Below are 26,799 nucleotides of genomic sequence, written 5' to 3' on the forward strand. Positions count from 1 at the left end.
CAGGAGCCGTTGATACATGGCTAAGTTCTTTATCGATCGCCCCATTTTTGCCTGGGTGCTTGCCATCATTATTATGCTGGCGGGTGCGCTATCGATTATCAAACTGCCGATCGAGCAATATCCCAACGTTGCGCCGCCGGCAGTTGAAATCCAGGCATCTTATCCGGGTGCAGATGCGAAAACGCTACAGGATTCGGTAACGCAGGTTATCGAACAGAATATGAACGGCATCGACGGGCTGATGTATATGTCCTCGAGCAGTGACTCTTCTGGTACGCTGACGCTGACGCTGACCTTCCAGTCTGGCACTGACGCCGACATTGCTCAGGTGCAGGTGCAGAACAAACTGCAGCTGGCAATGCCACTGCTGCCGCAGGAAGTACAGCAGCAGGGGATTCAGGTGAAAAAATCCTCCAGCAGCTTCCTGATGGTCGCCGGTTTCGTCAGCGAAGATGGCAGCATGACGCAGAACGACATCTCAGACTACGTAGCGTCGAACATCAAAGATCCGATCAGCCGTACGCCTGGCGTCGGTGATACTCAGGTGTTTGGTGCGCAGTATGCGATGCGTATCTGGCTCGATCCGCACAAGCTTAACAACTACCAGCTGACGCCGGTGGATGTGATCAGCGCGCTGCAAACCCAGAACACCCAGGTGGCCGCCGGTCAGCTGGGCGGTACCCCACCGGTGCCGGGTCAGCAGCTTAACGCTTCGATCATTGCCCAGACGCGTCTGACCTCGACCGAAGAGTTCGGCAACATCATGCTGAAGGTCAATCAGGACGGCTCACAGGTGCGCCTGCGCGATGTCGCGAAAATTGAACTCGGCGGTGAAAACTACGAAATCATTGCCCGTTATAACGGCAAACCAGCCTCCGGTATCGGTGTCAAACTGGCGACCGGCGCCAACGCGCTGGATACTGCCGACGCGGTGAAAGCGGAACTGGCCAAGCTGGAACCGTTCTTCCCGGCCGGCATGAAAACCGTTTACCCGTACGACACCACACCATTCGTTAAGATCTCCATTTTCGAAGTGGTGAAAACGCTGTTCGAAGCCATCGTGCTGGTGTTCCTGGTAATGTATCTGTTCCTGCAGAACTTCCGCGCGACGCTGATTCCTACCATCGCCGTGCCGGTAGTACTGCTGGGCACCTTTGCCATCATCAGTGCCTTTGGCTACTCGATAAACACCCTGACGATGTTCGGCATGGTGCTCGCCATCGGCCTGTTAGTTGATGACGCCATCGTGGTGGTGGAAAACGTTGAGCGCGTCATGGCGGAAGAGGGATTACCGCCGAAAGAAGCCACCAAACGCTCGATGGAACAGATTCAGGGCGCGCTGGTTGGCATCGCGCTGGTGCTGTCAGCGGTATTTATCCCGATGGCGTTCTTCGGCGGCTCAACCGGGGTGATTTATCGTCAGTTCTCGATCACCATCGTTTCGGCGATGGCGCTGTCGGTGCTGGTGGCGTTGATTCTGACGCCAGCGCTGTGTGCCACCATGCTGAAGCCCATCAAAAAAGGTGAACACGGCAAAACCACCGGTTTCTTCGGCTGGTTTAACCGCCTGTTTGACAAGAGCACCAACCATTACGTCGACAGCGTCGGCCACATTGTGCGCAGCACCGGTCGCTATCTGCTGATTTATCTGCTGATTGTGGTCGGCATGGCTTACCTGTTCCTGAAACTGCCTACCTCGTTCCTGCCGGAAGAGGATCAGGGGCTGTTACTGGCACAGGCGCAGCTGCCTGCCGGTGCGACCCAGGAGCGTACGCAGAAAGTGCTGGATCAGGTTACGGATTACTTCCTGACCAAAGAGAAAGACAGCGTGAATTCGGTGTTTACCGTTAACGGCTTTGGCTTCGCTGGTCGTGGACAGAACACCGGTATCGCCTTCGTCAGCCTGAAGCCATGGGATGAGCGTGGTGATGCCAGCCTGAAAGTGCCGGCGATTGCCGGACGTGCGATGCAGGCGCTGGGTCAGATTAAAGATGCCATGGTGTTCCCGTTCAACCTGCCGGCCATTATCGAACTGGGTAACGCCACCGGTTTCGACTTCCAGCTGATCGATCAGGGTAACCTCGGCCATGAGAAGCTGACCGCCGCGCGTAACCAGCTGTTTGGCATGATCGCCCAGCATCCGGATACGCTGGTGGGCGTGCGTCCAAACGGGCTGGAAGATACGCCGCAGTACAAACTGATTATCGATCAGGAAAAAGCGCAGGCGCTTGGTGTGTCGCTGTCCGACATCAACACCACGCTGGGTGCGGCCTGGGGCGGTTCTTACGTCAATGACTTCATCGACCGTGGTCGCGTGAAGAAAGTGTACGTGATGGGTCAGGCCGACTCACGCATGCTGCCGGATGACATCAGCAAATGGTACGTGCGCAACAGCGCCGGGACCATGGTGCCATTCTCTGCCTTCTCTTCGGCGAAGTGGCAGTATGGTTCACCGCGTCTGGAGCGTTACAACGGTCTGCCATCAATGGAGATCCTGGGTCAGGCGGCACCGGGCAAGAGCTCGGGTGATGCCATGAACCTGATGGAGAGCCTCGCCTCGAAGCTGCCTGCAGGTATCGGCTACGACTGGACCGGCATGTCCTATCAGGAACGCCTGTCCGGCAACCAGGCGCCTGCACTGTACGCCATTTCGCTGATTGTGGTGTTCCTGTGTCTGGCCGCGCTGTATGAGAGCTGGTCGATTCCGTTCGCGGTCATGCTGGTGGTGCCGCTGGGTGTGATTGGCGCCCTGCTCTTCACCACGCTGCGCGGTCTGAGTAACGACGTGTACTTTGTGGTGGGTCTGTTGACCACCATTGGTCTCTCGGCGAAGAACGCCATCCTGATCGTCGAATTCGCCAAGGATTTGATGGAGAAGGAAGGCAAAGGGCTGGTCGAGTCGACGCTGGAAGCCTCACGTATGCGTCTGCGTCCGATTCTGATGACGTCGCTGGCGTTCATCCTCGGCGTACTGCCGCTGGCGATCAGCAGCGGTGCCGGCTCCGGCGCACAGAACGCCGTCGGTACCGGCGTAATGGGCGGGATGGTGACGGCCACCGCGCTGGCGATCTTCTTCGTGCCGGTGTTCTTCGTGGTGGTGCGCCGCCGTTTCAGCAAGAACAAGTCTGAGCTGGAACAGGGCCATCCGGTCGATCACCCTCACTGATAGATTTCTCTCTGCTAAAAGGCCGCGCAAGCGGCCTTTTTTATTGCGCACTCCCCTGCTCCGCACGTTCCATGACAAATCCGCACCGGAAGCGTGGTTGCAATCCTGCGGCGCGAGGTTCATAATATTGTTATATTATAACATTACACGAGAGCACTATTATGAAACCAAACATTCATCCGCACTACCGTCTTGTGGTGTTCCATGACACCACCGTCGACGAATACTTCAAAGTCGGCTCGACGATTCAGACCGATCGTACCATCCAGTTTGAGGGCGAAGAGCTGCCGTACGTCACGCTCGATGTGTCGTCGAAGTCGCACGTTTACTACACCGGTAAACAGAAAGAGTTTGCCAAAGAGGGCAGCGCCGCGCGCTTCAACAAGCGTTTTGGCAGCTTCCTGACGCGCAGCAAATAACCGGAGTTCAGCCACATGCAAGTTGTCAGTTCATTGCGGTCTGCCAAGACCCGTCACAAAGATTGCAAAGTCGTGCGGCGTAAAGGTCGTATTTATGTGATTTGCAAAACCAACCCGCGCTTTAAGGCGGTGCAGGGAAGAAAGAAAAAACGTTAGGAAAGTGTCGTGATAATTGGCCGGGATGCTCCCCGGCCTTTTTTTTACTTCATGCTGTGCAGCAGAGTTTCCACGTTGTGCTTAAACGCCGCCTCATAGGTGGGCGCCGGCCCGCTGGCCGCTGACAGCGCTTCCGGATAGAGCTCGCCACCGGGTTGCGCACCGGTTTCACTGGCGATCTGTTTCACCAGACGCGGATCGGTCTGATTCTCCATAAAGTAGGTGGTGATATGCTCGGCCCGGAGCTGTTTGATGATAGCGGCGACATCGCTGGCGCTGGCTTCCGCTTCGGTTGAGAAGCCCACCGGCGCGAGGAATGTCACGCCGTAGCGCTGGCCGAAATAGCCAAAGGCATCATGGCTGGTGAGTACCTTGCGTTTACTTTGCGCCACGCCGGCAAATTCACTTTTGGCCCAGCTATCCAGCTTCTGCAACTGCTGAATATAGCGTTCACCGCTGTGACGGATGTCGGCGGCATCGTCCGGATCGGCTTTGATCAGCGCGTTCATCACGTTGGTGGCGTAGATCACGCCGTTGTGCATGCTGTTCCACGCGTGTGGATCGGTGATGGTTTTGCCATCCTCCTCCATTTTGCGCGTATTGACGCCGTTCGAGGCGACCACCACCGTGCCCTTATAGCCGGACGCGCTAATCAGCCGGTCCATCCAGCCTTCCATGCCCAGCCCGCTGACGAACACCACATCGGCCTGCGCCAGCGCCTGGCTATCCTGCGGCGTGGGCTCAAAGGTGTGCGGATCGCCATCCGGCCCCACCAGCGATTTCACCTTAACGTGATCGCCACCGACCTGTTTAACGATGTCAGCCAGCACGGTAAAACTGGCTACGGCATCAACGGTTTTTGCCAGCGTCAGCGGGCTAATCAGCATCGCGCCAATCGCCAGACTCAACGGTAACTTCTTCATACCTATCCCCTTGTCATCTTATTATCGACGGCGCAGCAGGCCGCCACATGGTCCTGTCAACACTGACAGCAAAAACAGTACGGCCGCACTCAGTACCACCGCCGGTCCGGCAGGCAGGGCATAGTGCCAGGAGAGCAACAGGCCGATAAAGGCGGCGATCAGCGCCAGCAGCATGGCAATCGCCAGCATGCGCGTAAGGTGACGGCTCCAGAAGCGCGCGCTGGTGGCGGGCAGCATCATCAGCCCAACGGACATCAGCGTGCCGAGCACCTGAAAACCCGCCACCAGATTCAGCACCACCAGCGTGAGGAAAATGCCGTGCACCAGCGGTGCGCTCCATTTTCCCTGCGCACGCAGAAAATCAGGATCAAAGGCATCAATGACCAGCGGCCGGAAGATCACGGCCAGCATCAGCAGGGTGAACGCAGCGATGCTGCCAACCAGCACAATCGCGCCGTTATCCACCGCCAGCAGCGAGCCGAACAACACGTGCAGCAGATCGACACTGGAACCGCGCAGTGATACCAGCGTGACGCCGAGCGCCAGCGAACCCAGATAGAAGCCGGAAAAGCTGGCATCTTCCTTCAGGTGGGTATAACGGCTGACCGCACCGGACAGCAGCGCCACCGCCAGCCCGGCAATCAGGCCGCCAATGCCCATCGCTACCAGTGACAGGCCGGATACCAGATAGCCGATGGCGGCGCCAGGCAGTACCGCATGGGACAGCGCATCGCCCACCAGGCTCATACGGCGCAGCGAGAGAAAGACGCCGAGCGGCGTTGCACTGATCGCCAGCGCCATGCAGGCCACCAGAGCCCGGCGCATAAAACCAAACTCAATAAACGGCTGGAGTAACGTCATGACGCCACCCGACACAGCCGCGGTTGCTGCGCACTGTCGCGCTCATCCAGCGACAGCACGTCACGAAAATGGCGCGCCACCAGTAGCTTGTCGTGCAGCACCACCAGCAGCGTGGTGCCCGCCCGCTGCTGCTGTTCGAGAATCGACATCAGTAAGGTTATCGTCGGCGTATCAATGCCGTTGAAGGGTTCATCCAGCAGCCAGAGCTGACTGCGCTGGAGCATCAGGCGCGCAAACAGCACGCGCTGCAACTGCCCGCCGGAGAGCATCGCGGGCTGCGCAGTGGCGAAGTCGCGCATCTGCACCGCCTCCAGCGCGGCATCAATTTCCTGCCTCAGCGCACGCGTGATGCCACCGAACCAGCCGCAGCGCGGCCAGCAGCCCATTGCCACCAGCTCATAGACGGTGAGCGGAAAGCGGGTATCCAGCTCGCTGCGCTGCGGCAACCAGCCCAGCGCTTTTCGCGGCAGCTGCAGTTCACAGCGTCCCGCCACTGGCGGCAGCAGTCCGGCGATAGTTTTGAGCAAGGTTGATTTGCCCGTACCGTTGGCCCCGACCAGTGCCGTCATACTGCCGGCCGCCAGTTCGCCATTCACCACCGGCGTCACCGCCCTGCCCTGATAGCCGCCCTGCAGACGATGAAAACGCATCATTGGTGCAGGCCCCAGACGATGGCTAAAGCCAGCAGGCTACTCAGCAGTAGCGCTACCAGCAGGCGCCCGCCGAGCGAGAGAAGTAATCCACTGTGATTCATGATAGGCAACCAAAATGTTATAACATAACAATATACTACCTGATGGCGTCATCATGACGCGCGGAGGAAAGTGTTTCAAAAGTTGATCAGTGGCGAAACGCCTGGGCGATTTGTGCCATCAAGCCAGCGCCCATCGCAGCAATCGCCCTTTCTGTTTACCAATGGCTTGCAATCTCAGAGCTGAAAGCCAATGATAGAACTCTCCTTGCTTTTTACGGGATGCAGAATGCAGTCTATTATTCATAGTGATATTGACGTGAATGAGGATGATTGCGGCAAGTTACGCCAGATTATCCAGGGGAATATTCTCAAAATAGCCCAGGACCTTGCCGGCGATTTACAGTGGTATTCTCAAAACGCGCAATTAGTTCCTGACAGTTTTACCATTATTTCCATTCAGCCCGTCGGCCACAAACGATTTAAAATGCTTTACGATTTCACGTGGGATTTATTTAATCCCTGCCTTGATTTAAATGAAACCTTTACCCAACGTGAAGAAGTTATGTTCCAGACAACGCCCGGTGCGCTGGTGTTTGAGGTGATAGACAATACCCGCCCGTCACCGTGCGACGAATTGTAATATTTAGTAATTGGGTGAGCAAAACTAATGATTGTGGATTATATTTAAAAGGTCGCTGAATTCTTTTTATTCGTGATCGCTCCCTGGTAGCTTTTCCAAATCTCGCCGCGTCGCGGTAACTGTGCTCGCTATGGAGGGGAAAAAGATGGACGAATACTCACCGAAACGGCATGATATTGCCCAGCTTAAATTTCTGTGTGAGAACCTGTTTGACGAAAGTATGGCGACGCTAACCGACAGCCATCACGGCTGGGTTAATGATCCCACTTCGCCAGGCAATTTACAGCTCAACGATTTGATTGAGCATATCGCCTCTTTCACGATGAATTACAAAATTAAGCATGTTGAAGATGAAGCGCTGATTACGCAAATCGATGAATATCTTGATGATACCTTTATGCTGTTTAGCAGCTATGGAATCAATACCCAGGATCTTCAACGGTGGCAACGTTCAGCAAAACGCTTATTTAATCTGTTTGCCGAAGAGTGCGCTTATCTCCAGCAACCCAGCCATTCCTTTTAGCATCAGAGTGAGACCGGTTTATTTATGAGCAACCCAGCCTTAACCAAAACAGACTATTTGATGCGACTGCGTCGTTGTCGCTCAATTGACACCCTTGAACGGGTGATTGAAAAGAACAAGTATGAATTACCCGATGATGAGTTAGCGGTATTTTACTCCGCAGCCGATCACCGTCTGGCCGAGCTGACCATGAACAAGCTCTATGACAAAGTGCCCGGATCTGTCTGGAAGTACGTCCGCTAAGTTTTCTCCCCGCAGGTCGCTTCGTTACTCACCTTTATTTCCACGGATGACAGGCAGGCAAAGGAGTGCCGATACGGTGCTGTGCCGCATTGCGCGCAGGGATTTTGCATGGGCAGAAATGGTGGAGGCCCTGCCAGCTACATCCCGGCACACGCGTCGCCTGCTGCGGCTGCTTCCTTCCGGACCTGACCGAGTTCACAAGTTAGCGTTGCGGGAGAACCAACAGGGCCCCCATTGACGAGCTCTCATGTTGAGAGCGCTGGCATTATCGGGGAAGCCCCTGGCAATTGCAAGCGCAGGCCGGGCAACCGTTGGTTTCTTGAACAGGCCGGCGGCAAAACCCTGCAGATAGCCGCAATCGCATGCTAAAGTGGCGCTTTTCCCGCAGACGAGGTGCGTCAGTGAGTGAACAGAGCAATTTTTCCGAGCGCGTCTGGCAAATTGTTGCCGCTATTCCTGCCGGTAAAGTGACGACCTACGGCGATGTCGCGCTGCTGGCCGGTTCACCGCGCGCCGCACGTCAGGTGGGCGGCGTGCTGCGGCGCCTGCCGCCAGGCAGCAAACTGCCGTGGTTCCGCGTGATTAATCGTCATGGTCGTATTTCGCTACAGGGCGATGATCTTTTTCGTCAGCGCGATGCGCTGGAAGCCGAAGGTATTGAAGTGAGTGATGCGGGAGAAATTGAACTGGCGAAGTATCGCTGGGAGTATTAATGCTGACAGGCCGCACTCCCTTTAAAGCGCGGGAATGACACAGCAGAAAGTAAAGCGTCACACGCCAGGGATGGCGTGTGCCGAGCGATCAGGGACGAGACAGCGCCTTTACTTTCTGCAGTGCCATTCTGGCGCAGCTTCCGTAACGCGCTGTCTCCCGTTTCAACTTACAGACTGGTTGGTGCCGGCACGGAGGCTGACGGCGTAACCTGGGTTGGCGACGTCGAAGGCACGGTGGTAGCAGCGCCCGGCTGGGTTGGCATCGCCATATTGGTCACCGGTACCAGCAACAGTTCCGCTTTCGTTCCCCCCTGATTAATCACTGGTTTCACCGTATCGGTGATAAACGCCAGCTTGCCGTCGATGGTGATCGCTGCGCTCAGCAAAATGCGCGCGTTCGGCTGGATATCGGCCGGGTTAAAGGGCAGCACAAACTGGAACGGTGCCTGTTTGCCCTCGGTGCGAACCACACGCTGTGACAGCACTTTGGACGGCGCGTCCGCCAGTGACGCATCGGCCAGCGTCACGGTCAGCACCGCATCCGGCGGCAGCGCAATACGCTGGCGAATATAGACGGAACCGCTTACGTTCGGCTGGGCAATCGCCGACGGCTGCCCGGCCACGCTGGCGCCTAAAGTTGGCGTCGGCACGGGTTTACTGTGATCGGCACAGCCTGTGATTGCCACCGCCAGTGTCATACCGCTAATTACATGCCAGAGTTTCATCGATGTCGTCTCCTTATGAACACTATGATTGTCGGCGGTAAATTTATTGGCTGGGTTTTCCACCGCCGATTGCTGTTAATTCTGGCACAAAAATCCGCTTTGCGCCTGAAGCCCCGCCATGCTGCTGAAAACCGGGTAAAAGCGTTGCGCAAACTGGTCGGATCTTTCACACTGACGCCATTGGCATCACTGAGGAATCCGTTATGAGCCAGGCACTGCATAACCTGCTTAATTTATTGAATCTGGAAAAACTGGAAGAAGGCCTGTTTCGTGGGCAGAGTGAAGACCTCGGCCTGCGCCAGGTGTTTGGCGGCCAGGTGGTGGGACAGGCGCTGTATGCGGCAAAACAAACCGTGCCGGAAGCCCGTATCATTCACTCCTTCCACAGCTACTTTCTGCGCCCGGGCGACAGCCAGAAAGCCATTATTTACGATGTGGAAACCCTGCGCGACGGTAAAAGCTTCAGCGCCCGCCGCGTCAGCGCCGTACAAAATGGTCAGCCGATCTTCTACATGACCGCCTCCTTTCAGGCACCGGAAAATGGCTTCGAGCATCAGAACAGCATGCCGCAGGTGCCGGGACCCGATAACCTGCCCTCCGAGCAGGATCTCGCCCATCGGCTGGCTGCGCACCTGCCGCTCAAGCTGAAAGAAAAATTCCTCGCCGAGCGCCCGCTGGATATCCGTCCGGTGCAGATCCACAATCCGCTGAAAGGCCACGTTGATGAGCCGCTGCGCCAGGTCTGGGTGCGTGCCAATGGCCAGCTGCCGGACGATCGCCGCATTCATCAATATTTGCTGGGCTACGCTTCCGATCTCAACTTTCTGCCGGTCGCGCTGCAGCCGCATGGCAAAGGCTTCCTTGAGCCGGATATGCAGGTAGCGACGATTGACCACTCCATGTGGTTCCACCGTCCATTCGATCTCTCGGAGTGGCTCCTGTACAGCGTGGTAAGCACCTCAGCGTCCGGCGCGCGCGGCTTCGTGCGCGGTGAGTTCTTCAGCCGGGACGGCACGCTGGTGGCGACGACGGTGCAGGAAGGGGTGATGCGTCAGCGCGAAGCATAAAAAAAGGGGCGATTATCTCGCCCCTTTCTCATCATTATAGTTATAGCGCACTGCTCTTCTGCCAGCCGGCACTTACTGGTTGTAAGCGTTCTCGCCGTGGCTGTTCACATCCAGACCTTCACGTTCCTGTTCTTCCGGTACGCGCAGGCCAACAATCATATCTGCCAGCTTGAAGCCGATGAAGGCGACCACGCCAGACCAGACGATAGTCAGGCCACAGCTGAACAGCTGAACCCAAACCTGATGGCCCATGGTCACGCCTTCTGCATAGCCGACGCCGCCCAGTGACGAGGAGGCAAACACGCCGGTCAGGATACAGCCGAGGATACCGCACACGCCGTGCACACCGAACACATCGCACGGGTCATCCACGCGCAGCCATTTCTTCAGCGTGGTCACACCCCAGATACCTGCCAGGCCACCGGCCAGACCGATAATCAGTGCGCCGCCGACGCCGACATAACCACATGCTGGCGTGATGGCAACCAGACCGGCGATGAAGCCAGAAGACGCACCCAGCAGTGAAGGCTTACCGCGCAGCGCCCACTCACCGAACACCCACGACAGCACGGCACCCGCAGTGGCCACCACGGTATTCAGGAAGGCCAGCGCCGCGATTTCGTTAGCGGAAGACGCAGAGCCGGCGTTGAAACCGAACCAGCCAACGTACAGAATCGCGGTACCGGTAAACACCATCGGCAGGTTATGCGGTTTGAACGCTTCTTTACCGAAGCCAGCACGCTTGCCTACCAGGTAAGCACCAACCAGACCCGCAACGGCGGCGTTGATGTGCACCACGGTACCGCCAGCGAAGTCCAGCGCGCCATCCTGTGCCAGGAAGCCGCCAGCCCACACCATATGTGCGATAGGCAGATAGGCCAGCGTCAGCCACACCAGCACGAAAATCAGTACCGCCGAGAAGCGAATACGCTCAGCCAGCGAACCAACAATCAGCCCCACGGTGATACAGGCGAAGGAAGCCTGGAACGCCACGTGAATGTACTGATAGAAGCTGCCCATCACCGCTTTCAGCTCGATATTTTTCAGCATTGCCCACTGGAAGTTACCGAAGAAGGCGTTGCCTTCGCTGAACGCCAGCGAGTAGCCGTAGACGATCCACAGTACGCACACTAACGCGAACGTCACAGCGACCTGCGTCAGCATCGACAGCACGTTTTTGCCGCGAATCAGGCCGCCGTAAAACAGGGCAATGCCGGGAATTGTCATGAACAGTACCAGCGCGGTACAAATCATCATAAACGCGTTATCGGCTTTATCCGCTACGGCAGGCGCAGCTGCCATCGCAAGAGACGGTAACAGCGCCAGGCTGGTGAGGCCCAACTTAGTCATTACTTTATTCATTTCTTTCCATCCCATCACAATTCAGAGCCCCAGTTACAGTGCTGCTTCGTCGGTCTCGCCGGTACGAATACGAATCACGCGCTGCAGTTCCGCGACGAAAATTTTGCCGTCGCCAATTTTGCCGGTGTACGCGGCTTTGCTGATCACATCCACCACTTCATCCAGCTGATCGTCCGCAATCGCAATATCGATTTTTACTTTTGGCAGGAAGTTAACGCTGTACTCGGCACCGCGGTACAGTTCTGCATGGCCTTTCTGACGACCGAAGCCTTTCACTTCGGTCACGGTCAGGCCCTGAATGCCAATGGAGGATAAGGCTTCACGCACGTCCTCCAGCTTAAATGGTTTGATTACCACGGTAACCAGCTTCATACGTTCCCCTCCGGATATAAAAATAGGTGAGTCTTCGCGGACACGCAGAGAGTTAAGCAAAGGCTGTGCCACAAATGGCAAAAGTGGGCGCTAAGGCTGCCGGGCGCAGAGTATCGCGCTCCGGTATGGCGTAACGGGCAAGGTTTTCATTCGGAAAAACAGAAAGGTGGGACTTTACTGCACTCCTTTGGTGCTTGCGGCCTCAAAGGAGTGCATCAATACAGAACATTCCGATAAATCTGCGCAAAAAAGGTGCAAATCACCCCTCTGCCGTTGCGGGTATGCCCGCCGCGAGTTCATCGCCAGCCTGCTGCAGCTGGTACATCTGCCAGTAACGGCCCTGCTGCGCCAGCAGTTCGGTGTGTGTACCGCGTTCGACCACCTGACCACGGTGCAGCACCAGAATCTGATCCGCTTCGGTGATGGTGGAAAGACGGTGAGCAATCACCACCAGCGTGCTGTGCTGGCGCAGCGTGCGCAGCGCCTGCTGAATCGCCTGCTCGGTGCCTGAGTCGATATTGGCAGTGGCCTCATCGAGGATCAGAATCTGCGGCAGCGACACCAGCACGCGCGCCAGCGCCAGCAGCTGTTTCTGCCCGACCGACAGCGTGTTCCCCTGCTCACCGAGCCGGGTATGAATGCCGTCGCGCATCGCGCGGGCCAGCGGTGCCAGCTGCACCTTCTCCAGCGCGCGCCACACGACCTCTTCGCTGATATCGCGTCCCAGGCGCACGTTGGCCAATAGCGTATCGGCCAGTACCACCGGATCCTGCTGCACCATCGCCACGCTGCCGCGCAGCGCATCGTGCGTCAACTGGCGCAGCGGGCGGCCATCCAGTTCTATGCTGCCGCGCGTCACCGGATAGTAGCCCATCAACAGATTGGCTAAGGTGCTTTTTCCGCTGCCGGTATGGCCGACCAGTGCCACGAAGCCGCGCGCCGGCACTTCGAGGTTGATATGGCTGAGCACGTCGCGGTTGTCGCGGTAGGCAAAGCTAACATCGCGCAGGGTGATACGCCCGGAAGCCAGCGGCTGAGCGTCACTGCCGTAGCTCTGCTGCGCCGCATCCATCAGTTCAAAAATACGCTCGCCCGACACCACCGCCTGCTGCAGCATTGACTGCTGCGTGGTGAGCTCGATCAGTGGCTCGTTAAGGCGGCCAAGATAAGTGATAAAGGCGTAGAGCACGCCAACCTCAAACACGCCCGGCGTGGCAAAGCTGAACAGCATCAGCAGACCGCACAAAATCAGTGCAGAAAACAGGCTGAGCAGCGGACGCAGCAGAAAGCCGTCCAGCCGCAGCGTCTCCATCCGCGCCAGATAGTGTGAACGGCTGGCTTCGCCCATGCGCTCGCCAAAGCGCGCCTGCTGGCGAAACTGCTGGATCACACTCATGCCGTTAATCACTTCGTTGAAGCCATTATTGATTTCGGCCAGATAGCTACGTACGCGGCGCGCAATCGGCGTGCTGTAGCGCTGATAGATCAGCATCACCGTTAACACCAGCGGGAAAATCACCAGCGCCACCAGCGCCATACGCCAGTCGAGTGCAAACATCGCCACCAGCATCGCGCCAATCAGCGCAGCGCTGCGCAGCACAGTGGCTACTACCGTGACGTAAAGATCTTTGATCACTTCGGTGTCGTTGGTGACGCGCGAGATAATCTGCCCCACCGGCTGGGTATCGAAGGCACTGAGCGGCTGACGCAGCGCCGCATTCATCACGTCGACGCGCAGTTGCTGCACGACACCAATCGCCGCGCGGTTAAACAGCAGCGCCTGGAAATAGTGCAGACCCGCTGCCAGCAGCTGCAGCAGCACAAAGCCCACCAGCAGCGCGGCCACGATGCCCCACGGCATCTGGTGTTTTGCCACCAGGTTATCGATAAAATAGCTGACCAGCACCGGACCGGTGACTTCGGCAGCGGCAGCGATCCACAGCATGCCGACGGCCAGCCACAGCGATTTGCGCCACGGTTTACCGTAGGCCAGCAGGCGTTTCAGCGTTGGCCATAAGCGTTGCGATTTAGCCATGGTCGGCTCCCTGTTCTGACTCGTCCTCATCCAGCGCGGCTTCCAGCTGCTGATAGCGATACATATCGCGATACCAGCCCGGCTGCGCCGCCAGCGTATCGTGATCGCCGCGCTGTGCCACTGCGCCCTGCTGCAATACCAGAATCTCGCTGGCTTCGGTCAGCGCTGACAGCCGATGCGCGCTGATGATCAGCGTGCGCCCTTTGCCCCAAAGGCGCAGGTTATGCAGGATTTCATGTTCGGTACGGCCATCAACCGCCGACAGCGCATCGTCGAGGATCAGAATCTCCGCGTTGAGCAACAGCGCACGCGCAATGGCGATGCGCTGTTTCTGCCCGCCAGAGAGCATGACGCCGCGCTCACCCACTTCGGTAGCGTACCCCTGTGGCAGACGCAGAATGTCATCGTGCACGCAGGCCATCTGCGCCACGCGCTCGATCTCTTCCTGCGTTGCCTCCGGGCGGCCCAGCGCCAGGTTATTCGCAACGGTATCGGAAAACAGGAACGGCGTCTGGCTGACCACCGCCAGCCGGCTGCGCCAGCTGTCCAGCCGCAGCTGCGGTAGCGGAATGGCGTGATAGCAAATCTCGCCCTGATCAATATCAAAGTGGCGCTGAATCAGGCTCAGCAGCGTGCTTTTGCCGCAGCCGGTAGGCCCACACAGCCCAAGCATCTGCCCCGGTTGTAGCTGGAAATGCACGTCGCTCAGCACCGGCGCGCTGCTCGCCGGATAGTGGAAGGCGCGGATCGCCACCTGCAGCACGCCCGCTTCCGCCGGCAGTGGCTGCTGACCATCCTCAACCGCAGGCGCTTCCGCCAGCAGCGCACCAATACGGCTCCACGCCGCGCTGCCGCGCTCGACGATGTTAATCATCCACGCCAGCGCCAGCATCGGCCAAATCATCAGCCCTAAGTACATGACGAAGCTGGTGAGCTGCCCGAGCGTCAGTGAACCGTGCCACACCATCCAGCCGCCACCGCCAATCGCCAGCAGATTCGAAAAGCCCACGGCGATATAAATGATGGGATCGAAGCGCGCATCGACGCGCGCCACGTGCAGATTTTTGCGGCCGGTGTCGCTGGCGATATCCGCAAACTGGCTCGACTGATGATCTTCCAGGCCAAAGGCTTTGATCATGCGGATGCTGGTCAGACTCTCCTGCGTTTGATCGTTCAGGCTGGAGAACGCCGCCTGCGCCACTTTGAAGCGCTGATGCAGGCGCGCGCCGTCTTTCTGAATCACCAGCGCCATAATCGGCATGGGAATCAGCGCCAGCAGCGTCAGCTCCCAGCTGATCTGCACGCTCATTACCGCCAGCACGACCAGCCCCATCACCAGCGAATCCACCAGCGTCAGCACCCCTTCACCCGCAGCAAACACCACGCGATCGACATCGTTGGTCGCGCGCGCGATCAGATCGCCGGTACGGTGGCGCAGGTAAAACGCCGGATGCTGGCGGCTAAGCTGGCGGTAAAAATCTTCGCGCAACTCCACCGCCAGCTGGTAAGAGGCGCCGAACAACAGCACGCGCCAGACGTAGCGCAGCAAATAGACAATCACTGCGGTCACCAGCATCACGCCGATCCACAGAAAAATTTCGCCGCGCGTCAGGCTGTGCTGGGTCACGCCGTCGACAATCACGCCGACCAGATGCGGAGGCAGCAGCTGCAGCAGCGCAATGATAATCAGCAAGCTGATGGCGCCCAGATAGCGCCGCCACTCGCGCAAAAAATACCAACTTAACTGGCTGAATAATCGCACAAAAAAATCTCTTGTGATGCCCGTTCAGGGCGCTACCGGCAAGGCGGTGGTGTATTTAATCTCTTCCATAGCGAAGCTGGAGGTGACGTCAATCAGCCCCGGGACGCCGTTAACCAGACGCTTGTAAAACGCGTCGTAGCTCTTCATATCGGCCACCTGAATGCGCAGCAGGTAGTCGTACTCACCCGCCATGCGGTAGAAGGCCATCACTTCCGGCATCTGCTGTACCACCGCGACAAACTGCTGAAACCAGTCGCTGCTGTGCTGCTGGGTTTTGATCAGCATAAAGGCGGTGAGCGACAGGCCGAGCTTTTCACCATCCAGCAACGCGACGCGCGCCCGAATAATGCCATCATCTTCCAGCTTTTTCAGGCGTTTCCAGCACGGCGTGGTGGTGAGATTCACCGCATCGGCCAGCGCCTGCAGCGACAGCGTGCAGTCTTTTTGCAGCAGCGCCAGCAGTGTGCGGTCAGTTTTATCTAGCATTCGCCACCTCAGGAGAAAAATTTTCTCTTATTTGCCGATTATAACCAACTTTTAGCAACCTCTTTTTCCTGCCAGTGCCTTACACTGAGCGCAATCTCGCTGCCGGAATCGCACCATGCAAACGCCCTGGGTTCGCCACGCTATCAATGAAATTAACGCCGACTTTCAGCGCTCCGCTGATACGCACCTGATCCGTTTTACGCTGGACGATTTCCCCGGCATTCGCTTTTATCTTAAGGATGAAAGCACCCATCCAAGCGGCAGCCTGAAACATCGCCTGGCGCGTTCGCTGTTTCTCTATGGTCTGGCCAATGGCTGGATTGGAGAAAACACGCCGATCATCGAAGCCTCCTCCGGCAGCACCGCGGTGTCGGAAGCCTATTTTGCCCGTCTGCTCGGCCTGCCGTTTATCGCCGTAATGCCAGCCAGTACCGCGCGGCGCAAAATCGAGCTGATCCGCTTTTACGGCGGGGAGTGCCACTTCGTCGCCGATCCGTGCCAGCTGTACAGCGAATCCGAGCGTCTGGCGCGTGAACTCAACGGCCATTTTATGGACCAGTTTACCTATGCCGAACGCGCTACCGACTGGCGCGGCAACAACAATATTGCCGAAAGCATTTTCCGCCAGATGGCGCATGAACCTTTCCCGGTGCCACACACCCTGATCATGAGCGCCGGCACCGGCGGCACCTCGGCTACGCTGGGGCGCTACATCCGCTATCAGGGCCACGACACGCGCCTGCTGGTGGTCGATCCGCAGCACTCGGTGTTTTTCGATTACTGGCACAGCCGCGATCGTAGGCTGCGCAGCGAGCGTGGCAGCCTGATTGAGGGGATTGGTCGCCCGCGCGTTGAGCCGTCGTTTTTACCGGATGTGATTGACGAAATGATGAAAGTGCCCGATGGCGCCACCGTGGCGGCCATGTTAAGGCTGGAGCAGATTCTCGGCCGACGTCCGGGTGCCTCTACCGGCACCAATTTCTGGGGCATGCTGCAGGTGGCAAAACGGCTGCGCGCGCAGGGGCAATCCGCCGCGCTGGTGACGCTGCTGTGTGACAGCGGCGAGCGCTATCCGGATACCTATTACAATCCGCAGTGGGTCGCTGAGCAGATCGGCGATATTCAGGCGTGGCAGCGCGAGCTGCAATAAAAAACCGGACATCCTGTCCGGTTCACTGTAAGCCTCAGCATTCGGGGGAATAATCGAGGTGTGGTGTGGTCATCCAGTGATTTAAGTAGTGAGACACTGCCTGTGTCTCGCAATGGCCAATAATCGGTAAATGGGGCAGCGAGGTTTTTAGCTGGTGCATGGCGTTGCCCATGATGAAACCGCGCCCGACGCGCTCCAGCATTTCGCGGTCATTCATCGCATCGCCGAATGCCATGCAATCCGCCAGCGACAGCGACAGATGCTGGCACAGCCGCGCCAGCGCGGCGCCTTTGTGGCAATCCACCGGTAAAACTTCCAGACACTCCCTGGCGGAGAAGCACAGGCTGGCGCGATCGCCGAGCGCCTGTTGCAGTTCAATCTTCAGCGCCAGCAGCATCTCATACGGCGCGATAAAGCAGATCTTGGTGACTTCATGAGCCGGCATGCGGCGTAAATCACGCAGCTGATAGTGAAACCCGCTCATCGCGTGCGCTTCCAGCAATCCCGGGAGCGGTTTATCGGTAAACCAGCCTTCGTCATTAAAGATGTGGATCGACGCGGGGGTTTGCCAGTGACTGTGCAACACCTCTTCCGCCACCGATGGCGCCAGATCACAGCCATACAGCTGTCTGCCCTCGACATCGTGAATGCGCGTGCCGTTACCGGTGATCAGCCAGGCGGGCAAGGTGATCTGCTGACGTACTGCCTGCATATCCAGCAGGTGACGCCCCGTGGCAAACGCCAGCGTAACGCCACGCTGGTGTAAGGCGTTGAGGCTCTGCAGCGTCTCCGCACCTAAACGGTGGGTAGGCAGCAGCAGTGTACCGTCCATATCAAATGCCGCGAGGCGGGCCATAGGAACTCTCCGGTCTGAATGAGGGGTTTACTATCGCCTGGTAATTACGGAACTAATAGTGAATACTTTCAAAAAACTGTTCCGGGTTTAATCATGCGACAGCTTCATCGGGTTAATCAGTTTCAGCGCCTGTGGCAGCTTAGCCAGGGCGAAGCGCAGCGCATCAGCGTTGCGGCCATGGCGCAGCACTGCTTTTGCAGCGAGCGCCACGTGCGCACCCTGCTGCGGCAGTGGCAGCAGGCGGGCTGGCTGCAGTGGCACGGTGCGGCGGGACGCGGTAAACAAGGCGAATTGCGCTTTCTGCTCTCTCCCGAACAGCTGCGTCAGCAATTGCTCAGCCAGCAGCTGGCAGCCGGTGAAGCGGTACAGGCACTGCAGGTACTGGATGTCGCGCCTGAACGGCTGGTGAAAATGCTGCGCCCACTGATGGGCGGCCAGTGGCAGAATCAGGCGCCGGTGCTGCGCATTCCCTATTATCGCGCGATGGAGGCGCTGGATCCGCTGCAGCTCACCGGACGCGCCGAGCAGCATCTGGTACGCCAGATTTTCTCCGGCCTGACGCGCTTTAACGCGGATGATGTCGAGGGCGATCTGGCACATCACTGGCAGCACGATGCGCAGGGCCGCGAATGGTATTTCTGGCTGCGGCCACTGCTCAGCTGGCATAACGACGAACCGGTGCAGGCGGCACAGCTGGTCCAGCAGCTGCAACGAATCATGCAGACGCCGCAGGGCGGCCGTCTGCTGGCGGCGGTGGAACACATCGATGCACCACATCCGCTGGCGCTGCGTATCCGGTTGCGCACCAGCGATTACTGGCTGCCGCAGCGGCTGGCGCATCAGTTTTGCCTGCTGCCGCATCCGGAGCATGCCTATACCGGCAGCGGACCATGGCGCCTGACGCACTTTACCCGCGAGCTGGTGCGGCTGGAGAGCCATGCACGCTGGCACCATCAGCGTCCGCTGATTCAGGTGGTTGAATACTGGATTACGCCGCAGCTGTTCGAGCGCGGGCTGGGCACCAGCTGTCGCCATCCGGTGCAGATCGCCATTGGCGATCCCGACGAGCTGGACACGCTGCGGCCGGTGGATCGCAGCATCAGTCTCGGTTTCTGTTACCTGGCGCCGCGTTTCTCGGCTCGCTTCAGCCAGGCGCAGGCCAAAACGCTGCTCGCGCTGATTCAGCACAGCGGCGTCATTCAGCAGTTGCCGCTGGATGAAGGCTTAATTACGCCAACCGCAGAGCTGCTGCCCGGCTGGCCGCTGCCCGCCCCACACCGCCCGGAAGGCACACTGCCCGCAACGCTGACGCTACATTATCACCTGCCCATCGAACTGCACGTCATGGCGCAGGCGCTGGTGCCGCTGCTGGCGGCACAGGGCTGTACCCTCACCTGCGTATTTCACGACGTCAAAAGCTGGCGCGATGACATCGATCTGAGTGACGCCGACATCATCATGGGCGACCGTCTGATTGGTGATGCGCCGCAGTTTACCCTGGTGAACTGGCTGGAAAATGATGCGGTCTGGCAACCGCTGCGTCCGGCGGTACTGCAGGCACCGCTGCACGCTATCGCCCGTCAGGCCAGTCCGGCACTGCGCAGCGCCGCGATTCATCAGCTGTTTCAGCAGCTGATGCGCGACGGCCATCTGCTGCCGCTGTTTAACTATCGCTACCAGGTGTTTGCTCCGCCAGGCGTCGAAGGTATTCAGCTTAACAGCATGGGCTGGTTCGATTTCACCCGCGCCTGGATCCCGCCGCCTGCCGCAGGCGGTGCTGTTCAGCCCGCGCCAGAGCCAGTACCATAGGCGCACTGATTTATGGGGAAGAAAACATGAAACGAGCCGTTGTCGTATTCAGTGGCGGACAAGACTCCACCACCTGTCTGATTCAGGCGCTGCAGCAGTATGATGAAGTGCACTGTGTGACCTTTGATTATGGTCAGCGCCATCGCGAAGAGATCAGCGTCGCCGCAGAGCTGGCGCACCAGCTGGGCGCGCGGGCGCACAAAGTGCTGGACGTAACGCTGCTCAATGAACTGGCGGTCAGCAGCCTGACGCGCGATAACATTCCGGTGCCGGCCTACAATCCGCAGGCCAGCGGCCTGCCCAGCACCTTCGTGCCGGGACGTAACATCCTGTTTCTGACGCTGGCCTCAATTTATGCTTATCAGGTGGAAGCCGAAGCGGTGATCACCGGCGTGTGTGAAACCGATTTTTCCGGCTACCCGGATTGCCGTGACGAGTTTGTCAAAGCGCTGAACAACGCCGTCACTCTCGGCATGGCGCGCGACGTGCGTTTTGAAACGCCGCTGATGTGGCTGAATAAAGCAGAAACCTGGGCGCTGGCGGACTACTGGCAGCAACTGCCGCTGGTCCGCTCGGAGACGCTAACCTGCTACAACGGCGTTAAAGGCGACGGCTGTGGTGAGTGCGCGGCCTGCCACCTGCGCGCACGCGGTCTGGCCGATTACCAGGCCAATGCGGCCAGCGTGATGGCGGCGATGAAACAGAAAAGCGGCCTGCGCTGATTGCGGCCGCGCTGCGGGCTGGCGTGCTTTCTGGGCATGCCAGCTCAGGAAGTCGCGGTCATCAATGCCGCCAGGCGTTCACGTAACTCCCCTTCCAGCGGCACGGTTTTTTGCGTGCGCAAATCGATGCAGACGAAGGTCAGCGCCGCATCCGCCACCAGCGTGTTATCACCCGCCAGCACCACCCGCTGTAAAATAATGCCGCTTTTGCCGTTGAGCTGCGAGACCTCGCTCTCTATGTGCAGCACGTCGCCCAGCACCGCCGGACGACGATAGTTAATGTTGATATTCACCACCACAAACGCCAGCTGCTGCTCCAGCAGCCAGTGAAAGGCATCGGCATCTTCCAGCCACTGCCAGCGCGCCTCTTCCAGAAATTCCAGGTAGCGCGCATTGTTCACATGCTGATAGACGTCAAGATGATAGCCGCGCACTTTGATGGTGGTTTGCATGATTGCTCCTGTTCAGGCTGTGAATGACAACTGGTTGGACCTGTTGAGCATAGCACAGCCTGATGGGCCGCTTTAGCAATCCTTCAGAGTCGCGAGCCGCTTCACAATTTCAGCCGCGCGCTGTTCCGCTCCACCAGCGCACTGCCAATACCAGGTACTTCTTTCAGCTGCTCGATGGCGCTGAAGGGCCCGTACTGCTCACGATAGCTGACAATTGCCTGCGCTTTTTTCAGTCCAATACCGTTCATGGCGGCGGCCAGCTGCTCGGCCGTGGCCTGATTGATGCTGACCTGTTCCTGCTGCGGCGTGGACACCTGCGTCGCCTGCGTTTCACTGGGGCTTTCCGCCGCCGCCAGTCCGCTGGTCCAGAGCGCGCCGCCCAGCGCCAGCGTGATGCAAAAGGCACGAAATGTTGATTTAACCATGCTGTGTTTCTCCTTGTGTTTGACAGCCACTGCAGGGTGGCACAAGCGAGAAACGCACTCAAAAGGCGATGATCAGAAATGGAAAAGGCCGCAGAAGCGGCCTTTCGGTATTGCAGCAGTTTACCTTTTTTTGTGAGGCTTACTGGTTTTGTGCGGCGGCGCCGTACTTAATCTTCGCCTCTTTGCGCAGGTTTTCCAGCAGCGCTTCAAAGGCAATCTGCGCGTTGTTTTGCGTCACGCCTTTCACCATTTCGTCGATCTGCGCCTGCGGCATGTTGCCCGCGCTGACCTTATCCAGCGCGACCAGCACCACGTTGCCCTGCATATCTTCGCTGACACCCCAAGACGGCTTGTTATCCGCTGGCTGTGGCAGGTTGAATGCGGCCTGAGCCACCGGATCCTGCGCGTTGCGATCGACGGTTTTGCTGGCGCTCAGCGTCAGGCCAGCCGCCTGCAGCGCGTCCTGTTTGCCCGCTTTCAGCTCGGTCAGCAGTTTGTCTGCCTGCGCTTTGGCCTGCTGCGTCGCTTTGTCATGCTTCAGGCTGTCGGCAATCTGCGCTTTGACCTGATCCAGCGGTTTAACCGCTTCCGGTTTGTGCTCGCTGATGCGCAACACAAACGCCCGATCGCCATCGACGCTGATGATGTCAGAGTTGTTGCCCGGCGCGCCGTTCTGACCGGTCAGGCCACCGTTGAAGATCGCCTGTTTAACCGCATCGAAATCGAGATCGGCCGGCACGTTATCGCGGGTGATCCAGCCCGTTTCCACCACTTTCAGGCCAGATGCCTGTGCGGCGCCCGCCAGGGATTCGTTGTCGTTGCTGGCGGCTTCGCTCACCTTCTGCTGCATCTTATAGAAGGCGTCGACGGCTTTTTCCTGCTTCACTTTATCCGCCACCGCATCGTGCACCTCCGCCAGCGGTTTAACCTGCTCTGGCTGGATATCGTCCAGACGCACCACCAGGAAACCTACTGAGGACTTGATCACGCCAGACAGCTGACCTTTCTGCGTCAGGTTGGCGTTTTTCAGTTCGTCCGGCGTGGTGTTCGGCTCCAGCCAGCCCATGTCGCCGCCTTTACGCGCAGAGATTGGGTCGATGGATTTGCTCTTCGCCAGCGTGGCGAAATCCTCGCCCTTTTTCAGCGCATCCAGCACCGCGTTGGCATCGGCTTCGGTTTTGGTCTGAATGATGCTGTAACGGTTGCGCTGCGGCTGTGAATAGTCGGCTTTGTGCTGATCGTACCAGCTCTGAATATCCGCTTCGCTGGCGTTCTCCTGCAGGCTGGCCGCATCCATTTTGATGTAACTGACGCGGAACTGCTCAGGTGCCATAAAGCTGCTCTGATGCTGCTGGTAGTACTGATTGATTTCGTCGTCGCTGGCGGTTTGTTTCGCGGCCAGCGCATTAACGTCAATCACCGCCTGACGAATCTCGCGCTGCTGCGAGACCAGATCCACCAGCTTGCTGGTTTCACCCTTCAGCATGAAGTCGGTATTGGCGATGGCGTTGATCAGCTGCTGCGTCGCCAGCTGCTTGCGCAGCGCTTCGGCGTACTGATCGGCACTAAAGCCCATGCTGGCGATCAGGCCGTTGTATTTCGCGTTGTCGAACTTACCGTTGGTCTGGAAAGCCTGCTGATTGAAAATAGCCTGCTTCACCTGATCGTCGCTGATGCCAATGTGCAGATCTTTGATGTACTGATCGAGCAGCGCCTGATCGATCAGCTGCGACAGCGCCTGCTGGCGCATCTGCTGCATGTAGCCGTCGTTGCTGGCCAGCTGCGAGAACTGGTCGCCCAGCATCTGCTGCTGACGGTTGCGCTCGTTGTTAAACGCCTGTTCCAGCTCACCGCGGCTAATTTCATGGCCGTTCACTTTGGCAGCGTAATCGCTGTTACCGCCAATCAGGTAGTTGCCCACCCCGGTCAGTACGAATGACAGGATGATCAATCCCAGAATGATCTTGAGCACGACATGGTTCGACGCCGCGCGTAAATTGTCCATCATGGTATGACAACACTCCGCTGTAGTGTGGATGTAAAGCTCTGACACGATGTCATCATCGTGCAGCTGCGGTTCAGGCTGGCAGCTGGCAACCATGCGGAGACTGAAGCCAGCGGCTAAAGTCGCGCATCAAGATAAAAAAAGGCACATCAAAAATGATGTGCCCGTATGTTACATGAGAACGCCTTTTTCGTCCTCAATCCATGGAAGAAAATGCTTCGATGGACAGGTCAGCGGTCATTAATTGACGGCGTCTTTCAGTGCTTTACCTGCACGAAAACCCGGTACTTTACCAGCCGGGATGGTGATTTCTTTACCGGTTTGTGGGTTACGGCCGGTGCGGGCAGCACGCTCGCGTACAGAGAAGGTACCGAAACCGACCAGTGCCACTTCGTCACCGCCTTTCAGCGCGTCAGAAACGGAGCCCATGAATGCATCTAACACACGTCCCGCTGCCGCTTTAGAAATGTCAGCGTCTGCAGCAATTTTGTCGATCAACTGTGACTTATTCACTCTCTTCATCCCCTCTTTTATTATTCACTCGCACCCGCGCTTCCCGCCCGGTGCGAACGCGCAGCCAGTTATATCAAGCCTGTGGAGCTGAAACAACGGTATTCATCTTAATCGTTGATCCAGCAGCCCCCTAAATTAGCGGCACAAAAAAAAGCTGGCAAGCCCGATTTGGCCTGCCAGCTTCGCTTTTTAGCGCTTTTTGTCGCTAATCACTATTTTGCCGTGGCAACCTGCATCCCGTACGGGGCATTTTCCAGCGCCAGGCTCAGCACTTCTTCAATACGCTTCACCGGATGGATCGACAGATCGGCAATCACGTTCTGTGGAATCTCTTCCAGATCGCGCTTGTTTTCGTCCGGGATCAGCACGGTTTTGATGCCGCCGCGATGCGCCGCCAGCAGTTTCTCTTTCAGGCCACCAATCGGCAGTACCTGACCGCGCAGTGTGATCTCGCCGGTCATCGCCACGTCCGAACGCACCGGGTTACCGGTCAGACAGGAGACCAGTGCGGTACACATCGCGATACCGGCACTTGGACCATCTTTCGGCGTCGCCCCTTCCGGTACGTGTACGTGGATGTCACGCTTCTCGTAGAAGTCGCCGTTGATGCCGAGTTTCTCCGCACGGGCGCGGACTACCGTCAGCGCCGCCTGGATGGACTCCTGCATCACCTCACCGAGTGAACCGGTGTAGGTCAGCTTGCCTTTGCCCGGCACGCAGGCGGTTTCGATGGTGAGCAGATCGCCACCCACTTCGGTCCACGCCAGGCCGGTGACCTGACCAACACGGTTTTCGCTGTCGGCGCGGCCGTAATCAAAGCGCTGCACACCCAGGAAATCCTTGAGGTTTTCGCCGTTGATTTTGATGCTCTTTTTCGCTTTGTCCATCAGCAGCGCTTTCACCGCTTTACGGCACAGCTTGGAGAGTTCACGCTCCAGGCTACGCACGCCCGCTTCACGGGTGTAATAGCGGATAATGCCGATAATGGCGCTGTCGTCAACGCTGATCTCTTTCTCTTTCAGCGCATTACGCTCGATCTGCTTCGGCAGCAGGTGCTGTTTAGCGATGTTGAGCTTCTCATCTTCGGTGTAGCCGGAGAGACGAATCACTTCCATACGATCCAGCAGCGGAGCCGGAATGTTCATGGAGTTAGAGGTAGCCACAAACATCACATCTGACAGATCGTAATCCACTTCCAGATAGTGATCGTTGAACGCAATGTTCTGCTCCGGATCCAGTACCTCCAGCAGCGCTGAAGCCGGATCGCCGCGCATATCGGATGACATTTTGTCGATCTCATCCAACAGGAACAGCGGGTTTTTCACGCCGACTTTTGCCATTTTCTGGATCAGTTTGCCCGGCATCGACCCGATATAGGTACGACGGTGGCCGCGGATTTCCGCTTCGTCACGCACGCCGCCCAGCGCCATACGCACATATTTACGGCCGGTGGCTTTGGCGATTGACTGTCCCAGCGAGGTTTTACCCACGCCCGGCGGTCCGACCAGGCACAGAATCGGCCCTTTGATTTTGCTAACGCGACTCTGCACCGCAAGATACTCAAGGATGCGGTCTTTCACGCGCTCCAGACCGTAATGGTCGGTATCCAGCGTCTCCTGCGCTTTCCGCAGGTCTTTTTTCACCTTGCTGCGCGCGTTCCACGGTACCTGCACCATCCAGTCGATGTAGCCGCGCACCACGGTGGCTTCCGCTGACATCGGTGACATCATCTTCAGCTTCTGCAGTTCGGCTTCGGCCTTCTCGCGCGCCTCGACCGGCATTTTCGCCGCGTCGATTTTGCGTTTCAGCGCTTCGTATTCATCCGGCGCATCGTCCATCTCGCCCAGCTCTTTCTGAATCGCTTTCATTTGCTCATTCAGATAGTACTCGCGCTGGCTTTTCTCCATCTGCTTTTTAACGCGGTTGCGAATACGCTTCTCAACCTGCAGCAGATCGATTTCAGATTCCATCATCGCCATGAGATATTCCAGACGCTCATTGATGTCGGACATCTCCAGCACTGACTGTTTGTCAGCCAGCTTAAGCGGCATGTGCGCCGCCACGGTGTCGGCGAGACGCGCCGCGTCGTCGATGCTGTTGAGTGAAGTCAGCACCTCCGGCGGGATTTTTTTGTTCAGCTTGATGTAGCCTTCAAACTGATTGATGGCGGTACGCACCAGCACTTCCTGCTCGCGCTCTTCAATTTCCGGCGAGATCAGGTATTCGGCCTGGGCAACAAAGTGGTCGCCATTGTCCGCTAAAGTGGTGATGTGTGCGCGCTGAAGACCTTCCACCAGCACCTTAACGGTGCCGTCTGGCAGTTTCAGCATCTGCAGTACGGAAGCAACGGTCCCTACCGCGAAGAGATCGTTAATACCAGGTTCATCCGTTGAAGCCTCTTTCTGGGCAACCAGCATGATCTTCTTGTCATGATCCATCGCCGCTTCGAGGCAACGAATCGATTTTTCCCGACCAACAAACAACGGAATTACCATGTGCGGATAAACCACCACGTCGCGCAACGGCAACACGGGGATTTCAATGCGTTCAGAACGCTCAGGATTCATAGAGCTCTCTCTTAGTTTAATGTCCGCCAGGTGATGGGAACCGCGTGATACAGGCTGTATGCAGTTAGACCCACAGGATTATGAGTATATGGGGATGCTTGCACGACATTCAATGTCACAGAGGTGAGAAAAATAAAAGGGGAAACATTTTCC

The 26,799-nt window shown here is 57.7% G+C and carries 27 protein-coding genes and 1 other RNA gene; 12 read left to right on the forward strand and 16 right to left on the reverse strand.

Annotated features, from left to right (window positions below; translation table 11 throughout):
- The first annotated feature begins 16 nt into the window (after positions 1-16).
- The 3 genes from AC6I79_RS14205 (at position 17) to ykgO (ending at position 3,741) form a co-directional block, all read left to right on the forward strand.
- Complete coding sequence (locus AC6I79_RS14205; RefSeq protein ID WP_021507209.1) at positions 17-3,166, forward strand: multidrug efflux RND transporter permease subunit AcrB; 3,150 nt, start codon at positions 17-19, stop codon at positions 3,164-3,166.
- A gap of 161 nt (positions 3,167-3,327) precedes the next feature.
- Entirely contained in the window at positions 3,328-3,585 is a 258-nt protein-coding gene (locus AC6I79_RS14210; protein WP_498027342.1) for a type B 50S ribosomal protein L31, read from the forward strand.
- Positions 3,586-3,600: 15 nt separating this feature from the next.
- Positions 3,601-3,741: a type B 50S ribosomal protein L36 gene (ykgO, locus tag AC6I79_RS14215; protein ID WP_010616859.1), complete on the forward strand. Its 141-nt coding sequence runs from the start codon at positions 3,601-3,603 to the stop codon at positions 3,739-3,741.
- A 44-nt stretch (positions 3,742-3,785) separates the two neighbouring features.
- Here the strand turns inward: ykgO and AC6I79_RS14220 are convergent, their stop codons facing one another.
- Genes AC6I79_RS14220 through AC6I79_RS14230 form a run of 3 tightly spaced genes read right to left on the reverse strand, consistent with a single transcriptional unit; the run spans position 3,786 to position 6,178 of the window.
- Positions 3,786-4,664 (reverse strand): metal ABC transporter substrate-binding protein, encoded by an 879-nt coding sequence (locus tag AC6I79_RS14220; RefSeq protein ID WP_058769397.1) that lies wholly within the window; start codon positions 4,662-4,664, stop codon positions 3,786-3,788.
- 21 nt (positions 4,665-4,685) lie between these two features.
- Positions 4,686-5,525 (reverse strand): metal ABC transporter permease, encoded by an 840-nt coding sequence (locus AC6I79_RS14225; RefSeq protein WP_021507206.1) that lies wholly within the window; start codon positions 5,523-5,525, stop codon positions 4,686-4,688.
- Entirely contained in the window at positions 5,522-6,178 is a 657-nt protein-coding gene (locus AC6I79_RS14230) for a metal ABC transporter ATP-binding protein (protein WP_021507205.1), read from the reverse strand. The genes AC6I79_RS14225 and AC6I79_RS14230 overlap by 4 nt, the downstream gene beginning before the upstream one ends.
- A 327-nt stretch (positions 6,179-6,505) precedes the next feature.
- On the opposite strand from AC6I79_RS14230, the gene AC6I79_RS14235 reads away from it, so the two are divergent.
- From AC6I79_RS14235 to AC6I79_RS14245, 3 genes are all read left to right on the forward strand, one after another.
- The gene (locus AC6I79_RS14235; RefSeq protein ID WP_031279656.1) at positions 6,506-6,859 is read left to right on the forward strand and encodes a hypothetical protein; all 354 of its coding nucleotides are present in this window, start codon (positions 6,506-6,508) and stop codon (positions 6,857-6,859) included.
- Positions 6,860-7,004: 145 nt separating this feature from the next.
- Complete coding sequence (gene tomB, locus AC6I79_RS14240) at positions 7,005-7,382, forward strand: Hha toxicity modulator TomB (protein WP_021313568.1); 378 nt, start codon at positions 7,005-7,007, stop codon at positions 7,380-7,382.
- Positions 7,383-7,406: 24 nt separating this feature from the next.
- Complete coding sequence (locus AC6I79_RS14245) at positions 7,407-7,625, forward strand: HHA domain-containing protein (protein WP_021507203.1); 219 nt, start codon at positions 7,407-7,409, stop codon at positions 7,623-7,625.
- A gap of 128 nt (positions 7,626-7,753) precedes the next feature.
- On the opposite strand, the gene ffs is transcribed toward AC6I79_RS14245, so the two are convergent.
- Positions 7,754-7,850, reverse strand: an RNA gene (gene ffs, locus AC6I79_RS14250) — signal recognition particle sRNA small type.
- 176 nt (positions 7,851-8,026) lie between these two features.
- On the opposite strand from ffs, the gene AC6I79_RS14255 reads away from it, so the two are divergent.
- Entirely contained in the window at positions 8,027-8,338 is a 312-nt protein-coding gene (locus tag AC6I79_RS14255; protein ID WP_021507202.1) for an MGMT family protein, read from the forward strand.
- Between the two features lie 167 nt (positions 8,339-8,505).
- On the opposite strand, the gene AC6I79_RS14260 is transcribed toward AC6I79_RS14255, so the two are convergent.
- Positions 8,506-9,063: a YbaY family lipoprotein gene (locus AC6I79_RS14260; protein ID WP_021507201.1), complete on the reverse strand. Its 558-nt coding sequence runs from the start codon at positions 9,061-9,063 to the stop codon at positions 8,506-8,508.
- 15 nt (positions 9,064-9,078) lie between these two features.
- Here AC6I79_RS14260 and AC6I79_RS14265 point away from each other — a divergent pair, with 15 nt between their 5' ends.
- Both AC6I79_RS14265 and tesB read left to right on the forward strand, forming a co-directional pair.
- Positions 9,079-9,270 (forward strand): hypothetical protein, encoded by a 192-nt coding sequence (locus AC6I79_RS14265; RefSeq protein WP_146068777.1) that lies wholly within the window; start codon positions 9,079-9,081, stop codon positions 9,268-9,270.
- Complete coding sequence (tesB, locus tag AC6I79_RS14270) at positions 9,267-10,130, forward strand: acyl-CoA thioesterase II (RefSeq protein WP_211725173.1); 864 nt, start codon at positions 9,267-9,269, stop codon at positions 10,128-10,130. Before AC6I79_RS14265 ends, tesB begins: the two co-directional genes overlap by 4 nt.
- Before the next feature lie 72 nt (positions 10,131-10,202).
- Here the strand turns inward: tesB and amtB are convergent, their stop codons facing one another.
- From amtB to AC6I79_RS14295, 5 genes are all read right to left on the reverse strand, one after another.
- Positions 10,203-11,492 (reverse strand): ammonium transporter AmtB, encoded by a 1,290-nt coding sequence (gene amtB / locus AC6I79_RS14275; RefSeq protein WP_058775238.1) that lies wholly within the window; start codon positions 11,490-11,492, stop codon positions 10,203-10,205.
- A 33-nt stretch (positions 11,493-11,525) separates the two neighbouring features.
- Positions 11,526-11,864 carry a P-II family nitrogen regulator gene (gene glnK, locus AC6I79_RS14280; RefSeq protein ID WP_007886947.1) on the reverse strand — a complete coding sequence of 113 codons (339 nt, stop codon included), beginning with the start codon at positions 11,862-11,864 and terminating at the stop codon, positions 11,526-11,528.
- A gap of 259 nt (positions 11,865-12,123) precedes the next feature.
- Positions 12,124-13,899: a SmdB family multidrug efflux ABC transporter permease/ATP-binding protein gene (locus AC6I79_RS14285; protein WP_241798667.1), complete on the reverse strand. Its 1,776-nt coding sequence runs from the start codon at positions 13,897-13,899 to the stop codon at positions 12,124-12,126.
- Positions 13,892-15,661, reverse strand: coding sequence for a SmdA family multidrug ABC transporter permease/ATP-binding protein (locus AC6I79_RS14290; protein ID WP_058775236.1), 1,770 nt, complete (start codon positions 15,659-15,661; stop codon positions 13,892-13,894). Before AC6I79_RS14290 ends, AC6I79_RS14285 begins: the two co-directional genes overlap by 8 nt.
- Before the next feature lie 24 nt (positions 15,662-15,685).
- On the reverse strand, positions 15,686-16,147 hold the full coding sequence (locus tag AC6I79_RS14295) for an Lrp/AsnC family transcriptional regulator (RefSeq protein WP_021507196.1): 462 nt from the start codon (positions 16,145-16,147) through the stop codon (positions 15,686-15,688).
- A 115-nt stretch (positions 16,148-16,262) separates the two neighbouring features.
- Between AC6I79_RS14295 and AC6I79_RS14300 the strand changes: the two genes are divergently transcribed.
- On the forward strand, positions 16,263-17,297 hold the full coding sequence (locus AC6I79_RS14300; RefSeq protein WP_058769393.1) for a PLP-dependent cysteine synthase family protein: 1,035 nt from the start codon (positions 16,263-16,265) through the stop codon (positions 17,295-17,297).
- Between the two features lie 34 nt (positions 17,298-17,331).
- Here AC6I79_RS14300 and cof read toward each other — a convergent pair whose 3' ends face one another.
- Complete coding sequence (gene cof / locus AC6I79_RS14305; protein ID WP_058757954.1) at positions 17,332-18,153, reverse strand: HMP-PP phosphatase; 822 nt, start codon at positions 18,151-18,153, stop codon at positions 17,332-17,334.
- A gap of 93 nt (positions 18,154-18,246) precedes the next feature.
- On the opposite strand from cof, the gene AC6I79_RS14310 reads away from it, so the two are divergent.
- Entirely contained in the window at positions 18,247-19,962 is a 1,716-nt protein-coding gene (locus AC6I79_RS14310) for an SgrR family transcriptional regulator (protein WP_498027343.1), read from the forward strand.
- 26 nt (positions 19,963-19,988) lie between these two features.
- Positions 19,989-20,684 carry a 7-cyano-7-deazaguanine synthase QueC gene (gene queC / locus AC6I79_RS14315; RefSeq protein WP_058757956.1) on the forward strand — a complete coding sequence of 232 codons (696 nt, stop codon included), beginning with the start codon at positions 19,989-19,991 and terminating at the stop codon, positions 20,682-20,684.
- A gap of 44 nt (positions 20,685-20,728) precedes the next feature.
- Here queC and AC6I79_RS14320 read toward each other — a convergent pair whose 3' ends face one another.
- The 5 genes from AC6I79_RS14320 to lon all read right to left on the reverse strand — a co-directional run bounded on the left by AC6I79_RS14320 (position 20,729) and on the right by lon (position 26,646).
- A complete protein-coding gene (locus AC6I79_RS14320; protein ID WP_166719923.1) occupies positions 20,729-21,136 on the reverse strand; it encodes an acyl-CoA thioesterase in 408 nt (135 codons plus the stop codon).
- A 101-nt stretch (positions 21,137-21,237) separates the two neighbouring features.
- Complete coding sequence (locus AC6I79_RS14325; RefSeq protein ID WP_058775229.1) at positions 21,238-21,561, reverse strand: ComEA family DNA-binding protein; 324 nt, start codon at positions 21,559-21,561, stop codon at positions 21,238-21,240.
- 139 nt (positions 21,562-21,700) lie between these two features.
- Positions 21,701-23,569, reverse strand: coding sequence for a peptidylprolyl isomerase (ppiD, locus tag AC6I79_RS14330; RefSeq protein WP_088516477.1), 1,869 nt, complete (start codon positions 23,567-23,569; stop codon positions 21,701-21,703).
- A gap of 237 nt (positions 23,570-23,806) precedes the next feature.
- Entirely contained in the window at positions 23,807-24,079 is a 273-nt protein-coding gene (gene hupB / locus AC6I79_RS14335; protein WP_014606441.1) for a nucleoid-associated protein HU-beta, read from the reverse strand.
- Between the two features lie 212 nt (positions 24,080-24,291).
- Positions 24,292-26,646 (reverse strand): endopeptidase La, encoded by a 2,355-nt coding sequence (lon, locus tag AC6I79_RS14340; protein WP_058775228.1) that lies wholly within the window; start codon positions 26,644-26,646, stop codon positions 24,292-24,294.
- Positions 26,647-26,799: the final 153 nt, after the last annotated feature.

Source organism: gamma proteobacterium symbiont of Scutellera amethystina (assembly GCF_059730845.1).

Coding starts and splice junctions, on each gene's coding strand:
- AC6I79_RS14205 (WP_021507209.1), top strand. CDS start 17: ATGGCTAAGTTCTTTATCGATCGCCCCATTTTTGCCTGGGTGCTTGCC.
- AC6I79_RS14210 (WP_498027342.1), top strand. CDS start 3,328: ATGAAACCAAACATTCATCCGCACTACCGTCTTGTGGTGTTCCATGAC.
- ykgO (WP_010616859.1), top strand. CDS start 3,601: ATGCAAGTTGTCAGTTCATTGCGGTCTGCCAAGACCCGTCACAAAGAT.
- AC6I79_RS14220 (WP_058769397.1), bottom strand. CDS start 4,664: ATGAAGAAGTTACCGTTGAGTCTGGCGATTGGCGCGATGCTGATTAGC.
- AC6I79_RS14225 (WP_021507206.1), bottom strand. CDS start 5,525: ATGACGTTACTCCAGCCGTTTATTGAGTTTGGTTTTATGCGCCGGGCT.
- AC6I79_RS14230 (WP_021507205.1), bottom strand. CDS start 6,178: ATGATGCGTTTTCATCGTCTGCAGGGCGGCTATCAGGGCAGGGCGGTG.
- AC6I79_RS14235 (WP_031279656.1), top strand. CDS start 6,506: ATGCAGTCTATTATTCATAGTGATATTGACGTGAATGAGGATGATTGC.
- tomB (WP_021313568.1), top strand. CDS start 7,005: ATGGACGAATACTCACCGAAACGGCATGATATTGCCCAGCTTAAATTT.
- AC6I79_RS14245 (WP_021507203.1), top strand. CDS start 7,407: ATGAGCAACCCAGCCTTAACCAAAACAGACTATTTGATGCGACTGCGT.
- AC6I79_RS14260 (WP_021507201.1), bottom strand. CDS start 9,063: ATGAAACTCTGGCATGTAATTAGCGGTATGACACTGGCGGTGGCAATC.
- AC6I79_RS14265 (WP_146068777.1), top strand. CDS start 9,079: ATGAACACTATGATTGTCGGCGGTAAATTTATTGGCTGGGTTTTCCAC.
- tesB (WP_211725173.1), top strand. CDS start 9,267: ATGAGCCAGGCACTGCATAACCTGCTTAATTTATTGAATCTGGAAAAA.
- amtB (WP_058775238.1), bottom strand. CDS start 11,492: ATGAATAAAGTAATGACTAAGTTGGGCCTCACCAGCCTGGCGCTGTTA.
- glnK (WP_007886947.1), bottom strand. CDS start 11,864: ATGAAGCTGGTTACCGTGGTAATCAAACCATTTAAGCTGGAGGACGTG.
- AC6I79_RS14285 (WP_241798667.1), bottom strand. CDS start 13,899: ATGGCTAAATCGCAACGCTTATGGCCAACGCTGAAACGCCTGCTGGCC.
- AC6I79_RS14295 (WP_021507196.1), bottom strand. CDS start 16,147: ATGCTAGATAAAACTGACCGCACACTGCTGGCGCTGCTGCAAAAAGAC.
- AC6I79_RS14300 (WP_058769393.1), top strand. CDS start 16,263: ATGCAAACGCCCTGGGTTCGCCACGCTATCAATGAAATTAACGCCGAC.
- cof (WP_058757954.1), bottom strand. CDS start 18,153: ATGGCCCGCCTCGCGGCATTTGATATGGACGGTACACTGCTGCTGCCT.
- AC6I79_RS14310 (WP_498027343.1), top strand. CDS start 18,247: ATGCGACAGCTTCATCGGGTTAATCAGTTTCAGCGCCTGTGGCAGCTT.
- queC (WP_058757956.1), top strand. CDS start 19,989: ATGAAACGAGCCGTTGTCGTATTCAGTGGCGGACAAGACTCCACCACC.
- AC6I79_RS14320 (WP_166719923.1), bottom strand. CDS start 21,136: ATGCAAACCACCATCAAAGTGCGCGGCTATCATCTTGACGTCTATCAG.
- AC6I79_RS14325 (WP_058775229.1), bottom strand. CDS start 21,561: ATGGTTAAATCAACATTTCGTGCCTTTTGCATCACGCTGGCGCTGGGC.
- ppiD (WP_088516477.1), bottom strand. CDS start 23,569: ATGATGGACAATTTACGCGCGGCGTCGAACCATGTCGTGCTCAAGATC.
- lon (WP_058775228.1), bottom strand. CDS start 26,646: ATGAATCCTGAGCGTTCTGAACGCATTGAAATCCCCGTGTTGCCGTTG.